This is a genomic window from Desulfoconvexum algidum, from assembly GCF_055382125.1.
In genome coordinates this window covers 2,538,918-2,559,232 of record NZ_AP042394.1, presented here as the reverse complement: position 1 = coordinate 2,559,232, position 20,315 = coordinate 2,538,918, and the positions used below count along the sequence as shown (strand labels likewise).

The 20,315-nt window shown below is 38.6% G+C and carries 18 protein-coding genes, 1 other RNA gene and 1 riboswitch; of the genes, 7 read left to right on the top strand and 12 right to left on the bottom strand.

Going from position 1 to position 20,315, the window contains the following annotated elements; translation table 11 throughout:
- Positions 1-341: 341 nt before the first annotated feature.
- From ACZ45G_RS11770 to ACZ45G_RS11725, 10 genes are all read right to left on the bottom strand, one after another.
- The gene (locus tag ACZ45G_RS11770; RefSeq protein ID WP_464178288.1) at positions 342-953 is read right to left on the bottom strand and encodes a PEP-CTERM sorting domain-containing protein; all 612 of its coding nucleotides are present in this window, start codon (positions 951-953) and stop codon (positions 342-344) included.
- A 97-nt stretch (positions 954-1,050) separates the two neighbouring features.
- A riboswitch (cyclic di-GMP riboswitch) is annotated at positions 1,051-1,128 on the bottom strand.
- Between the two features lie 798 nt (positions 1,129-1,926).
- Positions 1,927-3,093, bottom strand: coding sequence for an IS256 family transposase (locus ACZ45G_RS11765; protein ID WP_464178285.1), 1,167 nt, complete (start codon positions 3,091-3,093; stop codon positions 1,927-1,929).
- 670 nt (positions 3,094-3,763) lie between these two features.
- Positions 3,764-4,846 carry an IS110 family RNA-guided transposase gene (locus ACZ45G_RS11760; protein ID WP_464178283.1) on the bottom strand — a complete coding sequence of 361 codons (1,083 nt, stop codon included), beginning with the start codon at positions 4,844-4,846 and terminating at the stop codon, positions 3,764-3,766.
- A 225-nt stretch (positions 4,847-5,071) separates the two neighbouring features.
- Positions 5,072-6,481 (bottom strand): PAS domain S-box protein, encoded by a 1,410-nt coding sequence (locus tag ACZ45G_RS11755; protein WP_464178280.1) that lies wholly within the window; start codon positions 6,479-6,481, stop codon positions 5,072-5,074.
- 140 nt (positions 6,482-6,621) lie between these two features.
- Positions 6,622-7,674: a sigma-54 interaction domain-containing protein gene (locus ACZ45G_RS11750; protein WP_464178278.1), complete on the bottom strand. Its 1,053-nt coding sequence runs from the start codon at positions 7,672-7,674 to the stop codon at positions 6,622-6,624.
- A 485-nt stretch (positions 7,675-8,159) separates the two neighbouring features.
- Positions 8,160-9,179: a tyrosine-type recombinase/integrase gene (locus tag ACZ45G_RS11745; RefSeq protein WP_464178012.1), complete on the bottom strand. Its 1,020-nt coding sequence runs from the start codon at positions 9,177-9,179 to the stop codon at positions 8,160-8,162.
- A complete protein-coding gene (locus tag ACZ45G_RS11740) occupies positions 9,176-10,150 on the bottom strand; it encodes a tyrosine-type recombinase/integrase (RefSeq protein ID WP_464178010.1) in 975 nt (324 codons plus the stop codon). The genes ACZ45G_RS11745 and ACZ45G_RS11740 overlap by 4 nt, the downstream gene beginning before the upstream one ends.
- The gene (locus ACZ45G_RS11735) at positions 10,137-11,051 is read right to left on the bottom strand and encodes a tyrosine-type recombinase/integrase (RefSeq protein WP_464178008.1); all 915 of its coding nucleotides are present in this window, start codon (positions 11,049-11,051) and stop codon (positions 10,137-10,139) included. Before ACZ45G_RS11735 ends, ACZ45G_RS11740 begins: the two co-directional genes overlap by 14 nt.
- Positions 11,044-11,454 carry a hypothetical protein gene (locus ACZ45G_RS11730; RefSeq protein WP_464178006.1) on the bottom strand — a complete coding sequence of 137 codons (411 nt, stop codon included), beginning with the start codon at positions 11,452-11,454 and terminating at the stop codon, positions 11,044-11,046. The genes ACZ45G_RS11735 and ACZ45G_RS11730 overlap by 8 nt, the downstream gene beginning before the upstream one ends.
- 133 nt (positions 11,455-11,587) lie before the next feature.
- Positions 11,588-11,791, bottom strand: a complete 204-nt coding sequence (locus ACZ45G_RS11725; protein ID WP_464178004.1) for a hypothetical protein — start codon at positions 11,789-11,791, stop codon at positions 11,588-11,590.
- A gap of 676 nt (positions 11,792-12,467) precedes the next feature.
- Here ACZ45G_RS11725 and ACZ45G_RS11720 point away from each other — a divergent pair.
- The 7 genes from ACZ45G_RS11720 (at position 12,468) to ACZ45G_RS11690 (ending at position 17,260) form a co-directional block, all read left to right on the top strand.
- Complete coding sequence (locus ACZ45G_RS11720) at positions 12,468-13,115, top strand: lysoplasmalogenase (RefSeq protein ID WP_464178275.1); 648 nt, start codon at positions 12,468-12,470, stop codon at positions 13,113-13,115.
- A gap of 295 nt (positions 13,116-13,410) precedes the next feature.
- Positions 13,411-13,503 carry an HU family DNA-binding protein gene (locus ACZ45G_RS11715; protein WP_464178273.1) on the top strand — a complete coding sequence of 31 codons (93 nt, stop codon included), beginning with the start codon at positions 13,411-13,413 and terminating at the stop codon, positions 13,501-13,503.
- A gap of 275 nt (positions 13,504-13,778) precedes the next feature.
- Entirely contained in the window at positions 13,779-13,985 is a 207-nt protein-coding gene (locus ACZ45G_RS11710; RefSeq protein WP_464178270.1) for a dodecin family protein, read from the top strand.
- A 53-nt stretch (positions 13,986-14,038) separates the two neighbouring features.
- Positions 14,039-14,224, top strand: a non-coding RNA gene (gene ssrS / locus ACZ45G_RS11705) — 6S RNA.
- A gap of 161 nt (positions 14,225-14,385) precedes the next feature.
- Positions 14,386-14,844 (top strand): YbhB/YbcL family Raf kinase inhibitor-like protein, encoded by a 459-nt coding sequence (locus tag ACZ45G_RS11700; RefSeq protein ID WP_464178268.1) that lies wholly within the window; start codon positions 14,386-14,388, stop codon positions 14,842-14,844.
- A gap of 516 nt (positions 14,845-15,360) precedes the next feature.
- On the top strand, positions 15,361-15,828 hold the full coding sequence (locus tag ACZ45G_RS11695) for a hypothetical protein (protein ID WP_464178266.1): 468 nt from the start codon (positions 15,361-15,363) through the stop codon (positions 15,826-15,828).
- A gap of 460 nt (positions 15,829-16,288) precedes the next feature.
- A complete protein-coding gene (locus ACZ45G_RS11690; protein ID WP_464178264.1) occupies positions 16,289-17,260 on the top strand; it encodes a hypothetical protein in 972 nt (323 codons plus the stop codon).
- Between the two features lie 196 nt (positions 17,261-17,456).
- On the opposite strand, the gene ACZ45G_RS11685 is transcribed toward ACZ45G_RS11690, so the two are convergent.
- Together ACZ45G_RS11685 and ACZ45G_RS11680 are read right to left on the bottom strand one after the other, a co-directional pair.
- Positions 17,457-17,933 (bottom strand): ankyrin repeat domain-containing protein, encoded by a 477-nt coding sequence (locus tag ACZ45G_RS11685; protein ID WP_464178262.1) that lies wholly within the window; start codon positions 17,931-17,933, stop codon positions 17,457-17,459.
- A 5-nt stretch (positions 17,934-17,938) separates the two neighbouring features.
- On the bottom strand, positions 17,939-20,281 hold the full coding sequence (locus ACZ45G_RS11680; RefSeq protein ID WP_464178259.1) for an HNH/ENDO VII family nuclease: 2,343 nt from the start codon (positions 20,279-20,281) through the stop codon (positions 17,939-17,941).
- Positions 20,282-20,315 lie beyond the last annotated feature (34 nt).

Sequence of the window (20,315 nt, the reverse complement as noted above, 5' to 3'; positions counted from 1 at the left end):
TAGAAAAAAATGAAGGGGATGGTATTCCCAATTGAACCGGTTTTAAATGTATGCGGTAATTTTTCAGAATATGATGAATATATTATTAACTGGAATATGAAAGAATGGCTTTTGACTATGTGTTTGGCTCATATAATTGAATGGAAACTTCTAATTTAAAAAGATACATTATATAATAGAACGTATGGCCCAGCTTTATGAGCAAGAGCCGCCTGATGGAAGACATAGACGGCTTGGGCAATCTGCTTTGAGGTGGATTCGCTGGGTATTTTCGGGCCTATGTGGGGTTTTAGACAACAAAGGCAGAACTAAATCAAAGTTCTACCTTTGTTAATATAAGTCTATTTCTTAAGTTTTTTCCTGAACCCTACAAGTCCGATTAAGCCAGAGCCGAGAAGAAGCATTGTGGTAGGTACTGGGACTGGGGCGGTGTTATCGACCATTGTCCATGTGCCCGTTACCGCATGCCCCCAAGGAGCCGTCCCGTCCATCCGATATATATCACCTGTCGCCCCCCCTGACACGAAGGTTGTCGAAGTGGCGGCTCCAGTTAATAACATATCGACATATCCGCCGTTCATTACATCGCCACCTGAAAAATAATAATTTCCGCCGCCTAATGGCCCCATGTATATTCCATTACTGACTCCTGGGAAACTATAGTCTGGGCCGGCTAACCTTGCGAAGTCGACCGACATTCCACCGATTTCCATATTTGACGATGTAAGAACGTCGACGTTATCCCAAGGTGTATAGATGCTTGCGAACAGGTCGTCGAACCATAATGGATAGTACACACCAGATGGATCGCCGGTCACTGTCCCCGTACCGGTCATCCTCACCTCAGTGTCGCTCAACCTATCAAACGTTACCGTAAGTGAGGCATTCGCCCCCATTACTATACCAAACATCAACCACCCAGTTACCAACCCTACTAAAAGTTTCTTTCCCATATTCCTCTCCATTTAATATCGTGATTAAAGGTAGTTACACTATCAAATAAATAATACTTTTTTTCATCATTCCTACCTCTCCTCAAATTATTTAATTTTTAGCAACCAGGCCACCGCCCTATGAGACCCTTTGGCTTTCCATCTCTGCTTCACAACAGGTTTGGCTCTATAAATATATAAAAAAAGAAAGCAATAATCATGCCTATTTTTTAGGCTTTCAAAACACTTAATCTATAGTATTTACAGTATTTTTGGGTGTTTTTTTTCTCAGAATAAAATGTCTTAAATTAAGAAATATTATTCCTACGTATTTATACCTATTTCAATGTATAACAATATGATTTTATAGAGTATTTTGTGAGCGAGATAAAAAAAGGTTTATGAACAAAAATTCACACACATAAATGATTAAAATAAATAATCTAAACCATGCTGTGAAATTGAACTTCAATTATATGGAAAAATTCATAATAAAATTCGTGAAGATCCCATGAAACTTTATTGGAGAGTGATAATGCAAATTTTTTTCTGTAAAATTGCCGGGTCGGATTCCTTTTATGTCAAACAGCTTTTGTTAAAGGGTTTCGGTCCTTTTCAAGGGACTTGTCGTTTAAATCATTTTTAAAATGGACATAAAAATATAGTGTCATCAATCTCCCGCCCTACGGTTGGGTTGCGAGTTCCAGGAAGGATAATTTTTTTTGAATAACGCCTCAAAAAGAATTATCCTTCCTTCCATCGCTTTGGCGGAGTTAAAAGCAGGAATATAAATTCCTTTTTAAAAGCAACAGCGTTTACAAAACGGGTTGTACTCCTTGCACAATGACGTTCCCGGCCTTATTTGATTACGAAGCTGCGTTCTCAATAACATTATCTTTTGAATGCTCAGGGTTAAGGGTTACCTCTTCTATTAAATCACAATTCCTGATCTTAATTTACCAACGTTCCGTGGTTCTCTCTCGGGTTGCTTTGGTTAAATTTCCTTTGCGGGAAGATACCTTTTCCCGGTTTCCCACTCTTCACTTGTTTCTGATAATATGGCACTCACAAGCCTTAATAGAGATGCTTCATTTGGGAAAAGCGTGGCAACCCGGGTTCTGCGTTTAATTTCCCTATTCAGCCTTTCAACCATATTTGTGGAACGTAATTTCTTCCTCTGATTTTCCGGCAAAGAAAATACAGCAAAACCTTCGGGAATATTGGTTTCCATCCATTCTGATAGCTTTGAAGCTGATTTCTTGTATTTCTCGATACTAAAATCCAGCAGCCTCTGAGCTTCTGCCTGATCGGGAGCATTAAAAATATTCCTGATATCACTTGCAACTCCTTTCCGCATATCCATCTTTGGCACATATGGAACCGCATTCCTTTGTAAATGTACCTGACAACGCTGCCAGGGAACACTCGGAAATACTGACCTTAATGCAGCCTTTAACCCGCTATGATCATCACTTGTAATCATTTTTACGCCATGAAGACCTCTTTTTTTTAGGTCCAATAAAAAATTACGCCAGTGGATCTCTGCCTCACTCAATGAAACACTGGTCCCAAGTATAGTTCTCTTACCATCTTCCATCACACCGGTAGCAACCAAAACCGCACAGGATAGGACCATCCCGTCCTGACGAACTTTTTCATATCTGGCATCAATCTGGAGGTATTGAATCCTTCCTATTGGTCGGTTACGCCATTTTTCAAGCTCTTCATCCAAAAGTTTGGAAGCATTGCTGACCTGGGTGCTGCTGATTTCAAGCCCACATAGTTTTTTTAGGACTGAGGTTACTTTACGAGTTGATACTCCCTGGACATACATTTCTGCCATGGCAAGTTTCAGTGCCTTCTCACTACGGATACCTTTCTCCAAGGCCGAGGGATAAAATTCAACATCTCCCCGAACCTGTGGAACGTTCAGAAGAAGCTTACCAAGCTTTGTCATCACTGTTTTATCCTTGAATCCATTGGCATAACCCGTTCTACTATCCGTACGTTCCCAGGGCTGGGCATTTAAAACCGATGATCTCTCTACCTTCATAGCTTCATTGATGAGGATTGAGATAGCTTCTCCTAAATTTTCCATTCCACCGGCATTTATTATTTCAAAAACTGTACGAATTGTTGTATCCTCTTGTTGCTGGGTCATTTCTTTTTCCTTTTTAGTTTAATGTGGTGTTGAGCAAAAAAGGAATACTAAGTTTTGACCCAGCATTTTCAACCCCCAGGATTCAATAATCCTGGGTTCCTATTGAAAAATGAATTTACAGAAAGACTTTTACACTGATATGGTTGACACTTGTCAATAGGAAATAACATCCCCTGGCCTCTTTTTTTTAATGTCAAATTCAAGAAGATCGTACTCCTTTTTAAAATTTTATTGTCGGGGGCGGTGTCATCAATTAACGACGGTTGATCAGTCTGATATACGCGGGTTGGTTACCGCATGAATTGGCTTCGTCGTGGAGCTGCCCTTATCTATTTTCGGGAGTTTTAGTGATAGTTACCTATTCCCATAGTGTAAACTGGGTTTCTCCAACCGTGACAGCCCCCCCGCAATAAAATCTAAAAATTATGTGGTTATTTTTCCGTTAATTTCCTTGGTCCCCATGCGCTTTAATGTTAAGAATAAAGTATCCGATGAAACGGAGGTAGGCTCTGCTGGGGAGCAACCTGCCAAGGGATAATCGGATGCAGGTAGCATTAAATAATGCTTAAGGAAAAGCTGGCATAATTGCTGGCTTTTCCGGTTATTATTTAAGCTTTCCTGCCCATGCCTTTTAAAACCCACTATGGAAGAGCGAAGCAATTCCTTTATTTTATGTGGTTTTAGGGATTGCATGAGCAATAGCCCACATAAAACCTGCCAATTCTCTGGCTACAGCTGTTTTTACAAGATTTGAATTTTTACCCCTAAATACCATCCGTTTATATCGGCCACATAGTCTTACCTGGGCTTGCCATGAAATTTTACAAATTTCATGGGGTAAACCTTCATTGCGTTTTGCAATGGCGCGGCTTTTCCTGGCAGGTAGCCTATATGCTTGAGCTGCCTCAATAAGTGCACGACGTACGTGTCCATTTCCAGTTTTAGTTATTTTCCCCGGTCTTTTTTTGTCTCCACTATTATGCTGGGAGGGTACAAGACCCAGGTATGCCATAAATTTTGAAGGAGAGTCAAAACGGGTAAGGTCTCCTATCTCTGAGACTACAACAGCGGAGACGATTTGTGATACCCCACGCAATGATTGCAGTGACATATTAAGAGTATTTAACCGGCTTTGCCCTGATAAGTTATTGATTTGTTCTGAAATACGTTCCACGCGTTTCTTGCCGTCCTGGACCATATCAATATATTCTTGTAACGTTATTTGTTGCGCTGGGTGTGGCATTGATATGTCAGCAATCCAATTGAAATATGCCTTACTCCATTTCGATTTTCCTGAGTAACAAACATGATGTCTCAATAAGAAAACACCCAATTGCTGTTTGGCTCTTTTGAGTGTATTGACACAATCATCACGAGCACGGACCAGATCCCGGAGTGCTTCATCTTCCATAGAGGGTACATAAACTGCAGTCAGCTCTCCTGCTCTATGCAGTTTTGCGAGACTTTCCGCATCTCTTCGATCAGTTTTGATTCTGTCACCACTTTTCTTTGGTATTAGAGAAGGAGCGATCACAACACAATCGATGCCTTTATCTTTCAGGCTACGGTAGATATTATACCCGCAAGGACCTGCTTCATATACGCACCTTGGCTCTATTCCTTGTGAAATCTGTTTTCGTAAGAATTTGTGTAATTGATCCATATCGTTTTTGATTACACCGTAAAAGTTAACATCCCTTTTTTGCCCATCTTCTGCAATTGCAATAGCTATAGAATTTTTGTGGACATCCAATCCAATATATTTTACAATTTAATCCACGATTACAAAAAAGGCAGGTCATTTTCTATGTGTCAACCATAATATCTATTTGGAGAGTAACAGGATTTTGGTCCAGGCAACGGAAAATAATTGTTCAGAAACGGCAAAATGTTTTTTATATATAAATATTAATGCAGAAAAATGGCTTATGATGCTGTTTCTGGTTCATATCATTTAATACCAAGAGACAATATATTATTATTCTTTCTTTTTCTTCATTTTAATATACCAGTCTTCATCACCGTATAATTCATCGGAACATTCAGGACAAATTCCGTGACTGAATTTTGCATAAGAATGTTTTTGAATATGGGCTTCAAGCTGGTTCCAATACCCCTTATCATCACGGATTTTTTTGCACTGGGAGCAGATCGGAAGTAAGCCGCTTAATGTTTTTACATTATCAAGTGCTTCCTGTAATTTTTTTAGAATTCTTTCTCGTCCTTCTTCGGCTTGTTTGCTATCGGTAATGTCAAACACAATACCGTCTATCCCTAAAAAATCACCTTTTTCAGAGAAAACCGATGTCTTACGGTCTTCAACCCAACGAATATCACCTTCCTTTGTATGAATTCGATATCTTTGAACAAGATTTTTCTGAATACGGGTAAGTTCCGAACCATTTTCAAATACGCTTTCTATATCATCGTGGTGTATAATACTTAACCAATTTTTATTTTTTGTATTAAGTTCCTTTTCAGTGTAACCACAAAGGACCTCGCTGTCACTAATAACCTCTGCAGACCAGTCAGGATATGCTCTGTAAACCATTCCGGGGATATTTTTTACCAGCGCCTTATGTTTTAACTCGCTGTTTCGAAGCTCCTCCTCTATCTGTTTACGGTCGGTAATATTACGATCAATTCCTCGATAACCGAACAACTCACCTTCATTATTGAAGATTGGGACACCACTGGTTTCCATAACAACATGGGAGCCGTTTTTATGAATGTTCACATTTTCGATAGAATCAAATGGTGATTGCGATGAAAGAGCAGTATTAAAAAGATCAAAAACCTGTTTAGCTTCGTCGACCTGCATTAAGTCAAATGGTGTTTTACCTATTAGTTCTTCAGGTTCGTATCCCAAGAACTCTTTAACCTTGGGGCTTGAATAAATATACACACCTTTCAGGTCTACCTCCCATACCCAATCACTTGTACTTTCAGTCAAATCCCGAAAAAGTTGTGCACTTTCATTGAGTTTTCTTGTCATCAACTCATTTTCTTTTTTCAGCTTCCTCAGGTTCAGAGTGTTTTTTACTGATGAGAATAGTTCTTTCGATTCAAATGGTTTTTTTAAATAATCATTAGCTCCCATCCTAAGCGCTTTCACAGCAAATTCTATCGAAGCATTACCGGTGATAATGATAAAAGGGATATCAATTTTTTGGTTCACGATATTTTCAATGACTTGAAAACCATCCATCCCCTCCATGAATATATCCAGGAGAACCAGATCAAACTTATTACTGGCTAAAAATGGTAACGCCTCATTACCGCTGTTACATGTTTTTACGTCATAGTTTTGGGCGCATAACAGTGTTTTTAGACTATCACATAGACGGGGTTCATCATCTACTATGAGAATTTTTGAATTTTTAATCATTGTCAACCCTCGAATAATTTTTGAACAATTTCCTATAATCAAACAGAGGCCAAGTGAGTGCAGGATGTTTTAAAACAGTGCAATATACCCCGTCACATGCAGATCAGCTTTTTCATTCCGAATGGTTCGGCTGTTTATCTTTATGTAAGAGGGTGAACTTCAAATTCTTTTATTTTGTAAAGTAACGCCTTGTAACTAATCTCCAGAATTTTTGCAGCACGGGATTTGTTCCAACCAACTTTCTCCAGAACAAAAGCAATAACTTCTTTTTCCACTCTACCAGAAGCAAGTTTTTTAATCTTTTTTAATGAAATATCTTCAAATAGTTTGTCAGAACTTGTAGAAATATCTATAAATTGCGATATGATTCTTGTAGAATCGTCTGCAACAGGATTTGCGCCTTTGCTTTGCCCTTCTTTTTGGATAGTAAGGTTTGTTTCCGGGCACTCCCTTGGCAGTTCTTCAAGAATTTTTCCCCATGAATTGTAAACCAACTGCATTTTTATACAATTTTTAAGCTGGCGAACATTCCCAGGCCACGGGTAATCGCAAAGCAGGGTAAGGGTCTCTGAATCAGGCATACTGCATTGACTTTGAGGGTAATTCAATTGATTTGATCTGTAGAAATATTCAATTAGAGACGGGATATCCTCTTTCCTCTTCCGCAGAGGAAGAATGTGAATATTGATAATATTCAACCGATAAAAAAGGTCTTCCCGAAAGGTTTTATTTTTGATTTTCTCTTCGAGATTCTGGTTTGTCGCTGCAATCACCCAAACATCTGATTTATGCTCCTGATCCGATCCAAGGGGGGAAAATTCACCGCTTTGAAGCACATGGAGTATTTTTGATTGCAATAGTATTGGCATATCACCGATTTCATCAAGAAAAAGAACCCCTTTGTCGGCCGTTTTAAATCTACCAAGCCGGTTTTTATCCGCTCCAGTGAAAGCGCCTTTCTCATATCCAAATAGTTCGCTTTCAAGCAGGGTTTCAGGCAGTGCAGCACAATTCATGGTTACAAATTTTTTTGCAGCCCTGTTGGAATTTGCATAAAGATTTTGCGCAATGACTTCCTTACCGACACCCGTTTCACCAGTTATTAATACATTCAGACCTGTATTAGCTACATTATTAATCAATTCAGTTATTTTTATTATTGATTTGCTGACTCCGATTAAGGGCGTCGTCATAATCTTATTGCCTTCCAATATCTTGGTGAATGAATGGTTTCACAGCACCTTGTATAGTAAATAGGCTCGTGATTTTCCGATCCTGCATCGTCACAGGTTTGTTTTTTACGTAAATTCTATTTTTTTAGTAAGCCTGAAGTGACTTGTCAATCAGGGAAACCCTTAGTTTTGATAAAAATACAGGATAAAGGTAAATTGATTTTGATTCCATTATATGGGACTGGACAAAATTAAATTTTTCAAAAGTCCATTACGTTTTATTGGAGTAAAGCACCCTGGATGAAACTCAAGGATACTTGCATTATGTTGCGAGTTGCCCTATCTCATTGATAGCAGGACATTTGCAGTGTTTTCGAATGGAGACTGTAAAAGTCTTTAAATTCAGTATGTTGCCAGGTATAACACAAATTTGTAATAAAAGACGTAACATAAGAATCTGCTCCAATCCGCTATTTGGCGATGTCTTTGACGATCCTTACAGGTATTCAAAGACTGTCCAGCCACTCAAGAATATTTTGTTTGTTCTCCCATTGAACCAGTTCATCGATTTTCGGATCTGATGCAAGGTGCTGCCGGGTGAACTTGATAAAATCATCCTGTAATTGCCGTTTTTTATTCAAATCCAATTGCAGGTAAACCATTGTAGATTGAACGTTCGAATGGCCCAGACGATTTTTGATTTCAGATATGGCCTTTTCCTCAGAGACCATCCGGATAGCACAAGAATGTCTAAAGCTATGAACAGGATGTATGAGAGTTAACCGCTTTGAGTTTAACACCCGATCAAGATACTTCTTACAAAGGCGATTGATACCATGCCGTGTAAGTGCTGCTCCCCTTTGATTGATAAACAAATTATCTATATAAAGCAGATTGGGAGAACGACGGTATTTGATAATATATTGGTGGACAAGCTCTGCTGTTTTCGACAAGATCTCAATTTGTCGATATCGATTTCCCTTGCCGAGGATAGCCAGAGTCTTATTTTTATAATCAAAATAATCTAACTGAAGCGTTGCGATTTCTGTTGCCCTGGCACCGGTGTCATATAAAAGGTGTAAAAGAGTATAATCCCGGAAGCCATCTTTTTGAGTAAGATTCACTGCTTTAAAGATCTTGATAATTTCCTGGGGATATAAAAATCCTATCAACTTTTTTTGACTGCGTTTTTGAGGAATGGCAATGATAGTATCCGTTAATTTTTGCTTGTCCGGATACATAAAACGAATCATTTTGGCAAAGGATTTTAACACAGCCAAGCGATGATTACGAGTTTTAGCTATGTTATGACGGTGAGATTCGAGCTGATTAAGAAAATTTAATATCAAGTCTGTTGAAAGATGTTCCAATTTTAGGGAATCAATTTTAACTGAGTGATGCTCGGCAGCAAAAGGTAAAAAAAGGGCAATGGTATCCCGGTAACTTTTTATGGTATTGGGACTGCAACCTTTTATGTGGGGCAGGTATTGATCAAAAAACATAATAACACAACTGGTCAGCCTCATGGATACTCCCTTTGTGTGCCTGCAAAATCAAATAAACTCATTCTGCTTTTGGCATCAACTACTTTCAAGTATTTCATTGTATGACGGTATTCAACATGGCCCAGATAAGTCGCAAGCACGGGCAAGACATTTTGTGGCGATTGTTTTCGGGCAATGGCTAATCTCAAGGTGTTGATGGCAAAAGAATGCCTCAAACAATGTGGCGTAGCTTTTCCAAAGACAGTGTCTCCAATGATTTGCCGGGTTGTGTTAATACCGATATCACTTACTGTCTCATGAAAGATCCTACGAATACGATATTGGGTTAGTCTTTTTTGTTTTCGACCAATAAATAGGAATGGATTGATACTTTTATCATTTATAGTTGCCCTGGCTGATAAATAATTATCAATTGCCTCTGCAACGGATTTAGGTATGGGGATAAGTCTGTCCTTTTTGAATTTTGTTTTTTCAATATAAATGGTTCTTTCATAAGGCCGATAATCCCTCATCTTTAAACGCAGAGGTTCGTTGATCCTCAACCCACAACGTGCCAGAAGCAGGATCACTGTATATTCGCTGAGATCTTTGATAAAAAATTGATGTTTTTGACGGATTCGACGGCATGTGGCATTCAATAACTGCTCAACCTGTTCCGATGAAAATACAAAAGGAATAAATGCACGCTGGGGCAGGCAGGGCAAATCTTTTAAAGGGTTTTTCAAGTGGCTATGGTTTCGTCTCAAGTATTCAAAAAAGCATCGAACAGCATATAGGATGGTGTTTATCGAAGATGGCTCAAGTTTAATCTCATTTCTGAATTTCAAATAAAAATGCGTCTCCCAGACAATTGAAGAATTCGGTTGCCGTCTGATATATCGGTCAAAAGTCCGAAGGGGACTCCTGATTCGCTCACCGCTGTAACCAAGCCCTTGTCGATAAGAAATGAAAGCTTCCAGTTCTTGGCTTAAAAAACTTTTAAACGGTTTCATCAAATAAGACCTTTCGCATTAGAGACGTGTGTATGCTCAGATATTGTCTCGTGGATTCAATACTATCATGACCAAGCATTTCTTTGATTTCAAAGATGCTGGCACCTGATTCCAACATGTTCTGGGCAAAAGTATGCCGTAACCAATAGGCTGTACCAGGAAGCTCTGCATCCCGTAGAGCCTTTGTCAAATATTGAGCGACAAGTCCTGCACTCATGGGAGTGGGGTTGGGCCAAAAAATCAAAAAAAGAGTTCTGCCCAGATTTTTGGGCCTTCCTCCGACAAGATAAGCTGCAATGGCTTTTAGTGTATCTTCCGGGATCGGCAATTGAAGGGGACAATTGTTTTTTCTGTTCTTCACATTCAACAACCCTTTGGAGAAAAAAATATCATCCAGGGTGATTCGACTGATTTCAATGGGTCTCAATCCTAAAAAATAAGCCAGATGGACTTGGGCATAGGTTCGAAGTTCACAGGCAGTAAAATGAGGTAAATGTTTAAATAATTTCTGTACTTCATGGGGGCGCAAGAACTGCGGTGGTTTGGATTTAGCAAACATTGGCGGTCCAATCAAAAGGTCGGCCAGATTTTGTTTAATTAAATTTCTTTCATTATAGAGATAACGCAGGAAACATCTCAAATAGGACCTGTACAGACGCCGGGTCGTTTTTGCATACGATGCATTGAACACCACTAAAAAGCCATCCACATGTTCAATGTTGAGACTGGTCAGTTTTACCTTGGATTCTTGCAAATAAATGCCGAATGCCTTAACGACTCTTGTTATAGCACCAATCTGTGTTGGACCGCTTTGCTGAACTCTTTGAAAATAGTCGAGATATTCACGACAAACCTGATTCATATCATAATAAAGCGGCTGTTTTTGTTGCCGCTTATCCACGGTTTGACTCCATGAATACTTTAGTCAGAATATTACCAACCGATTCGGGTTGACGGGTTTTACAAGGAGAGGGGGCCGCTTTCGATATCTTCACAGAAGTTTTCGGCAGGGAAAGCACCTGGTAAATTGTACCGTCAAAGGCAATCAGATCATTTCCCAACAATCCGTCCCGGGCTTGGATGTACTGATCCAACCGTATTTGAAGCAGAGTGCATATTTTATCATAACTGTAAAAACTCAGCCCGTTACGATCCCCGACCATGACCAGGAAAAAGTACAATAAAAGTTCATACTGGGTCAATAAGCTCCAAAAGCCATCCGTAAGAAAACGATGGGGAATAAAACTAAACCCTCGTTCGACGCAACGTATTCTCCCGGAGTTTAAAATTGTCTTCTTTATCATGAATCACCTCCCGGTTTTGTTGACTATCCATATCCCCGTCTGGGAAATTCCGGTACAAGTTGACCCAAAACGCAACAGAATCTGCAGCATGGTTTAATTTGAAGGCTAAAAATATGATGTTGAGTCCATATGATTATTGTCGTACACCAGACTGGCAGCACTGTGGAAGGTGTATCATCCATGTTTTTTCTTTTTTTGATAGCCTGACGGTATCGACGACGATTTTCTGCTTCCCGATGATTCTTTTTTCCCTTTTCGGTCTGGCGGTATCTTCTCTGTGCCTCTCTTTTGTTTTTAAGGTTCCCAGCCGTACGACAAGCATCACAACAATATACATGGCCTCTCCAGCACACACGGCAGAGGAAAAAAGGAAAATCACACCATCGGCATGTAATCGAAATTAGTAACAAGACAAAGCAGTCCTCCGGTCTTGCAGCCAGCCGGAAGATGATGTAAAATAATATAATTGTTTGGGCTTCCGGCTAAATGCAGTAGCTCGAATTTAAAGCCCGGAGTTGCAGCTTCGGGCTTTTCTCATTCTGTCCCCAGATTATCGACTTGAATTATACGAATAAAAAGAAAGATTAAAAAATCTTTTTTGAATAAAATTGAATAATAAAAGGAATAAAATACTCACAACATAATCAAACTCGCTGCATAACTTGCATGATTGGCATCAATCTTAATCCAGATTTCCGGTGAAGTATTCTTTTGGTATACATGACAAATTTGACCGCTGAATACTCAAGACAGGGATACTAATTGTTGAGAATAAGGCTTTCGCAGCTCATGGGACCATAAAACAGTATATCGTAACCAGGCGGGGGAAGGCATTGCCGGTATTGATGTAATGTTGCTTGTCTGTGTGATAAATGAACTCCCGGGTGGTTTGCCTGTCGTCTTTGTGCGCTATGGAATTTACCGAGGTTGGAAATATTTTCATAAAAATTTCTACGCAGGTCAAGGAACAATATGGTAAAGTCTCTCAAACCAGAGGATAAAAAGGAGGTGCTGTGGAAAAAGAAAAAAATTGGCTCAATCGGTTTCTGATCACCGGGTTCATAGTCTTTTCCACTGTCTTTTTAGCCTTCTCAAATTCCGAGTTTTACACCTTAAGCTGGCTTGTCAAAACCGTTCCCATTGCCTGCCTGGCCCTTTTTGCCTTCCTCAATATGCCGGGTAAACGACTGCTGGGGGCGGGGCTCGTGTTTTCTGGAATCGGGGATATTTTACTTGAGTTGCCGGTGGAGGGGCTGTTTGAGGCCGGGATGGGGGCTTTTATCCTGGCTCATCTCTGCTATATCTTTTTGTTTTTACGAAAGCCTCGCCTTACTCTGATGCGAGCCCTGGTCATGGGGGGCATGGCCCTGTTTACTCTGGAATTTGCCGCTAAGCTTTACCCGGCACTCGGGCCCATGAAAGTCCCGATTTTTGTATATCTCGGCGTCATTCTGGCCATGGGTGTATCCGCCTGCCTGGGGCTCTACACTAACGGTATCATCATCGCAGGGGCCGTGCTGTTTATTGTTTCCGACGCCTTGATCGCCTATCCCATGTTTGTTGCACCCATTGCCCATTCAAGTTTCTGGGTAATGTTTACCTATTATGCTGCCCAGGCCCTGCTGACCTACGGAACCTTGAAAATGAAACCGCAGCGATAGGATCTTAACCTTACCGCCCAATACATTGCCATCCTTTTTTGGTCCGTGATGGTCTCACGCAGATAACCACGGAGGGCATCCGGTTTGGCATGGTTGCCAACAACCGTTGCGTAAATCCTCAGACAGACTGGGCAACACTGACAAAATCGATTTTAAAATCATTGGGTGTCATTACCAGGAAGATCAGAAGGGACTTTTGATGTTGAGGGGAAAATAACCGTCCAAAGAATTCACAATTGGATTGGTATCCTAAACTATTTCAGGTTCCGAATACTCCACCTTTGGATACTTATCCTTGACTGCCGGTTTTATTCTTATCGGGTTTGGTAAATCCCAGGTCAATGAAAAAGCACCACGTAAGGGAAGGAATCCAGCCACTGAGGAATAAATGATGCTGGAAAGAAGGCGGGTTGTTATTTTTAATATGTGCTGGAGTTTTGCGGAATAAGGTTAATGAATAACGAATTAATTTGCATCCAAATAACTTATTGATTTTTTAAGTATTATCCCACCAAAGATATCAAAAATAAAAATATTAAACAAGTATACAAAAAAATTTAATATCTATATCATTAATCATCTGGCTCAATAATTCTCTACTCTCATTTAAAATTGTAGCAAGCTCATCTTTAAGCTCATTTTAACCTTTGAAAGGAGATTACCATGGAATCAAGCGTTTACAAAATTGTTGAAATTGTAGGTTTTTCTGAAATTTCTTGGGAAGATGCTGCTAAATCTGCCGTTGCTGCTGTTGACAAATCTGTTCGGGACATGCGTATAGCTGAAGTTGTCAAGATGGATATGCGTTTGGAGGATAACAGAATTGTTGGTTACCGTATCAAATTAAAAGTCTCCTTTAAGCTGGAATAAACAATCAATTTAGAAGTGCTATTCAAGATAACGATTTCAATTTCGAATTAATTTTGCCCCTGGAATGTGCGTGATTGCCTGATTGTCTTTGTCCTAATGCATAATAAATGGGAGTCCACTCTTTTACCGGTGCGCAGGTTCCAGATGGTATGGAAAAGCCAGAAGGTAATATTGGACACCCGCCTTTTGAACTAAAGGTTCAAAGCCTAAACAAGCAACACGGCATTTTTGGGGGTAATTATATAACATCTGTACGAGAGATGCTGTGAAATAGGAAATTCGCTTAAGAAAAGTGTCCATTTTTACTTGGTCACATTAGGAAGCTGAATTCTGCTATTAAATTTGAGAGATTCACACATCTTTAAATAAGGAGGCAAGTTATGGTTTTGCACCATCTGTAATGCAGTTAAAAAGCGATGCATTTGAGCAAGGCGACTTAATTCCGTCTCAATTCACCGGCGAAGGAACAGACGTTTCACCCTCATTATTATGGACCGATCCACCTCAGGATACAATGACTTTTGCCATTATCTGTCATGATCCGGATGCTCCTCTTGTGACCGGTGACGGCACCTATGGATTTGTGCATTGGGTATTATATAATATCCCGGGTAATGTCACCCATCTGGATGAAGATACTAAACAGTATAACAACGGCCTGAACGATTTTGGCCAAATCGGATACAATGGCCCCATGCCCCCCAATGGACATGGGCTTCACAGCTATTACTTCTGGGTGCTGGCACTTAAAGAGCCGGTTGAGCTGGAAGCAGGGCTAACAATGTGGCAGTTTCTGAAAAAAATCGAACCCCAGTTCATTGGAATGAATCGACTGGTCGGTCGTTATATGAGAGATTAGGAGGAGTTAAGGGATTTTCAGGAAAAAATCCGTTGATGTATATTTTTGGTATCCTTAATAATTTAGGCTTCTGGATACTCCACCTTCGGATACTTATCCTTGACCTCAAAAATATTTCCAAATGATATAAAAAGGCTTAACTGAGTGTCCAAAATATCGGGGGAGGATCAGACATAACGCTCTTTTTTTCATCTCCAAAAAATTATCCAAAAATAGGTTGCCCTTGTTTCGGGTGTCAATCTTATGTCGGGAATATCAGGTAGTTCAATTATTGACAAAAAAGAATAACTACCTTATCTTACATGTTATATCATCTCTATACAGATTGTTTTCCTCATGTCGGTTCATACAACCCCAAGCACATTACTTTATGGTGTCGCTATCGATCTATTTTGATTACCGTCGAATTTCCCAGCGAATCGAAAACCAGAGGGCCTCATTTTATTTGATCAGTTTTTCTTTAATTAATTGAAAAAGGCTTGAACTTTCAACCTTGTAAGAAAAAGGAGCGTAATAATGGATAAAAAAATGCCATGGAGTATTAAAGCGTCATTCACTTGCTACACAATAGCCTTATTGCTTTCTTTCACATTCTCTTTAATTTACTTATCACGGTCGGAATTTATGCCATATCATTCTGTAGCTGTTGAGAAAGATTGGTCTGAAGTGAGCCCTGCGTTTCAAATCTTACTAATAGCTCTAATGAAAGCGGCTGGGGGAGGATGGCTGTCAACCTCCATTGCGGCTACCATTATACTCTTGAAACCTTTTAGACAGGGATTAGTCTGGGCGTATTGGGCACTCCCTGCGATTTGCCTTCCTGCTATGTTTGTAAATCTTTACGTTACTATTTGGGTTACCATGAAAACTGCTGCTGCACCACCTTGGGGACTATCTTTGGCTGGGGTATTCGTTTTGATGGCGGGTTTCGTATTGTCGCTAATCTCTAAAAAAATATCATCTACACACCAGATTCAGGCTTAAGATAGGTAGGGGACCTAATTGTAAATTGGATAAATAAGTATAATAGCGAGCGCCCCCATGAATTGCTATGCAACTTCACGCCTGCCGGTAACAAGGCCGTGCTTGAAAACAGCGTTCAAGAACAAAAGTAATGTCATGGGTTTCCATGATTGTAAAACTCAAAGATCCTTCCATGATTGGCATCAACATTAATCCAGATTTCCGGTGATGTATTCTTTTGGTATTCATGACAATTCAGGTGGCTGGATACTCCAACTTTGGATACTAATACTTAACTGGGGAAATATTTCCATATGATATAAAAAGTGGCTTAACTGGGTGTCCAAATTATATGGGGAGGATCAATGTTTAAATGTGATCCAGAATATATACCATGCGAGCAATTATTTGTGATAACCTGCCCAAAAAAATGGATATGATAATTTCATCATTTACTCTTTAAAAAGGCTTTTAAAAAATTATGGTTCACCTGTTGTTCTGTATCTTGAGTTCGACATCCATCTTAATGATTTTCAGAAGCCTTGAACGATTTAAAATCGAACTATTCCATGTAATCATTTTAAATTATATCACGGCTTCCTTTATAGGCATGTTCCTTTACGACAAGGGATTGGTGGAATATTACATCAAGATGTCAAGGCAGGACTGGTTTTTTCTATCTGCCGTTATCGGAATATTGCTGATTATCATGTTTTTCATGATGGGCATCTCCGCCCAAAAAGCAGGATTGGCTGTAACTACTGTGTCCACAAAAATGTCGGTTGCTATCCCCATGGTGTATTCCATTTTTCACTACCTTGAACCTGTCAGCGTCATGAAATTAACAGGCATTAGCCTGGCTGTGACAGCCCTTGCCCTGACAGCCGTCAAAAAGAAATCTTCCAAAATCCATATGCGGTATGTTTACTTTCCCATCATTTTGTTTATTGGTATGGGATCATTGGATGTCATCTTGAAATATGCCCAGCAGGAACATATTACCCCGGGTCATTCTGCCCTGTTTACTGGGGCATCGTTTACCTGGGCCTTTATTGCAGGATTCATTGCCTGTTTCTTAAAAAAACTGCCCTTGAAACCTTTTATGAGGCCCCGGGTACTTTTTGCCGGAATTCTTCTGGGTCTTTGTAATTTCGGATCCATCTTCTTTATGATCAATGCCCTGAACAGCCAAGTTTTTGAAAGTTCCATCATTTTTGGTATGAACAGCATCGGCATTGTGGGTCTGTCTGTTTTTCTTGCCATTACGGTGTTTAAGGAAAAACTGCTGTGGATCAACTGGATCGGGGTCGGGCTGGCAGGTCTGGCAGGTCTGGCCACCATTGCATGGTTAACCGGACACGTCCTTTCAATGATTGTGTTTTGGAATGTTTTTCAATTATATCATCTGCATGTTTTTTCAGAAGCGTTTTTAGGTATGGATCAGAAGAGGTAATGGGAAACATCATATCTTCTTTTTTCACTATCATCATATTTTCTTCTTTGCCGAAAAAAACCGGACAACGGAATGTTTTTTTATATTCCTCGGGATAACCCATACATGATTTGCTCTGTATATTATTGTAAAGCGGTTTTTTGGAATTCCTCAAAGACAATGTATCAAGCATCAAGTGCCTTCTTTGTAATAATTTTTAATTATAGTTTTCAAGAAGTTCAATCAATTCGGGATCTTTAATTTGTATAGCAAAATCAAAAGGAGAACGGTCGCTATTGTTTTTATGATTAGGATTAGCACCATTTTTTAAATAAAGCTTAACTATATCATATTTCCCCCTTGCATTAAAAACTGCAGTCCATAGAGGTTCATTTCCATAACTATCGGCTATAGATAAATTTCCACCGTATTCGATAATCTTTTCTGCAAGCTCATACGAGTTATGTAAAGCTGCATGATGTAGAGAAGTCTGACCAGAAACATCTTTTTGATCAAGGTTTATTCCTTTTTTAATTAATAATGTCCCTATTCGTATTCTATCATTTGCAACAGATTCATGAAGAAGATTTTGGTTGTATTCATTTACTTGATCAATATCCGCTTTTGCAATTTGATTAATAAATGAATCAATTTCTCCTAACCGTACAATTTGAAATAAATCAATGATATCCATACTCATTATCCCTCATATTTATGACTTCGATTTCCGCTTACGCTTTCTACTTGATATTTGTCAGGATTTTGGTATTCTTTTACAAATTCTTCTTTAGTAATTTTCCCATCCATATAATCTTTATGTAATTTAGAGTATTCGTGTCCCTTTTTATGTCCCATATCCCACTGTCCATTTCTTGGTTTAGACCTGTCCCAAAATATTTCTTCTCCTGTATTGGGGTCATAATGTTTGCCATTTGGTTGTTCGCTGTTCTTCCATACGTTTTCAACTTGCCTCTGAGAATAAGGTGGTCTCGCATTCACATATGGTTTTTCTAAAGAAGAGGACCTTTTACTTTTGACTCTCTTGCGGAATTTTTGTGAATATTTTGCTCCTTTCCTTACGCTCGGCAAAACACCAGTTATTGTCTGAGCATACCGTGCAAGCCTTGAAGCAACAATAACATTAAGAGATTCGTCCACAATGACTCCAGCATTTTTTACAAATTTGAGGTGTCTAAGTTTTTCTACTGTAACATAATATGCAGCAATAAAAGTAATTATTTCAGTTGTAATCTCTCCAGATTTCCTAGCTAAACATTCAGTTTTTAAAATATCTTCTGTAACAACTGGAAACACAATTTTTGAATATTCAAACCCAAACGCTTTTGCCTGTTCCGTCTTATAATTATTCCAGTAGTCATCAATTTTCAATAAAATAGTTTGCTTTATTTCAAAGGCACTGACTTCTCCGGTCGTAATTTTGTAAGATAATTTTACTATACTCTTTCCTGATTCGAATAACTGTTGAAGCATATCAATTGGGTGAAGAATTATATCCATAATTCCTTTTACGATATTTTCAGCACCTGCTACCATACCGCCACCAAATGAAACAAGCCCGAGACTGTTAGCGTACTCCACGTCAAATAAAATTTCCATTATTAGACTATTAAAATCTTCCGGAGACCCTTTTAGTACAATCGGATCATTACCAAATAATTCTGCATTTCCTGGTGTAACTAAAAATTCATATTGGTCTGATGATGGATAATACAATACATTATCATCTACTACATAGTGCATTCTTTGGTATTGGAAAAATTTTTCTGTAATATTAGGTACCTGTCGCATCTCTACCAACTCAAAATTAGTGGAATTAGAATCCGCAAAATAAATACCAGAAAAAAGAACTAAGCCGACAGTAATAAGTATGCGCTTAGTGGCTTTGGTTGATATGAATGAAGGTGTTCTATCTTTTGATGTTACATTGTGGATGACACGAACCAAAGCAATTGCACAATAAAATACTGAAGACATAACAAACAACAAAAGGCCGATTTTCGGGTAAATGAAGAATGAAAATATTGATATACAAAGAGAAATTACTATGACTGGAATAGTTTTTTTTATTTTTTTTTCTAAATTACTTAATGATGGTTCTTTCGTGTTTTGTGTTTCACTATCCTTTGTTTTTATATTGGCTTTAGCGGAAGGTATTCTTTTATTGAATTTGTTTATGAAGAAATAATAGATTTCCGCGGCAATTGCTGCAGTAGAGCTAAAAAGAAGAGCAAAAAGAGAAAATTTAAATAGCAATTTTATTTCCTCCCCTTGGAAAAAAATGGCAAATAAAAAAGCACATAGTAATATTAAAAATATCACGCTGTTTATCTTTCTCATTAAATTTTTATATTTAAATACTTTTATTTCACCCCCACTTATTGTTTTATCTTTTAGAGAACTGTTTTGTTTACCTTTCTGCATGAAATAATTTTTTATTTTTTTTAAAATCATAAAACATATGGACAATAAAGATATTGAAACAAATGATAGAAGGGACCACACAAACAATGTAGAAAAAGTATCTTCATTATCTGGAAACACACACACAAGAAAAAATGAAAAAATCGTTAAGGATGCTGTAAAGACAATTGCTTTCTTAAAAGAGATATTCTTTTTGTTAATTTTAGATACCTTTTCTCTAAATCCGCCTGCAACTTGACCTGCTTTAGCCATTGTTTGCTTAAATACTTTTATTTCACCCCCACTTATTGTTTTATCTTTTAGAGAACTGTTTTGTTTACCTTTCTGCATGAAATAATTTTTTATTTTTTTTAAAATCATAAAACATATGGACAATAAAGATATTGAAACAAATGATAGAAGGGACCACACAAACAATGTAGAAAAAGTATCTTCATTATCTGGAAACACACACACAAGAAAAAATGAAAAAATCGTTAAGGATGCTGTAAAGACAATTGCTTTCTTAAAAGAGATATTCTTTTTGTTAATTTTAGATACCTTTTCTCTAAATCCGCCTGCAACTTGACCTGCTTTAGCCATTGTTTGCTTAACATCCATAATATTCTCTCTAATAGTATCGTAAATATCCGGG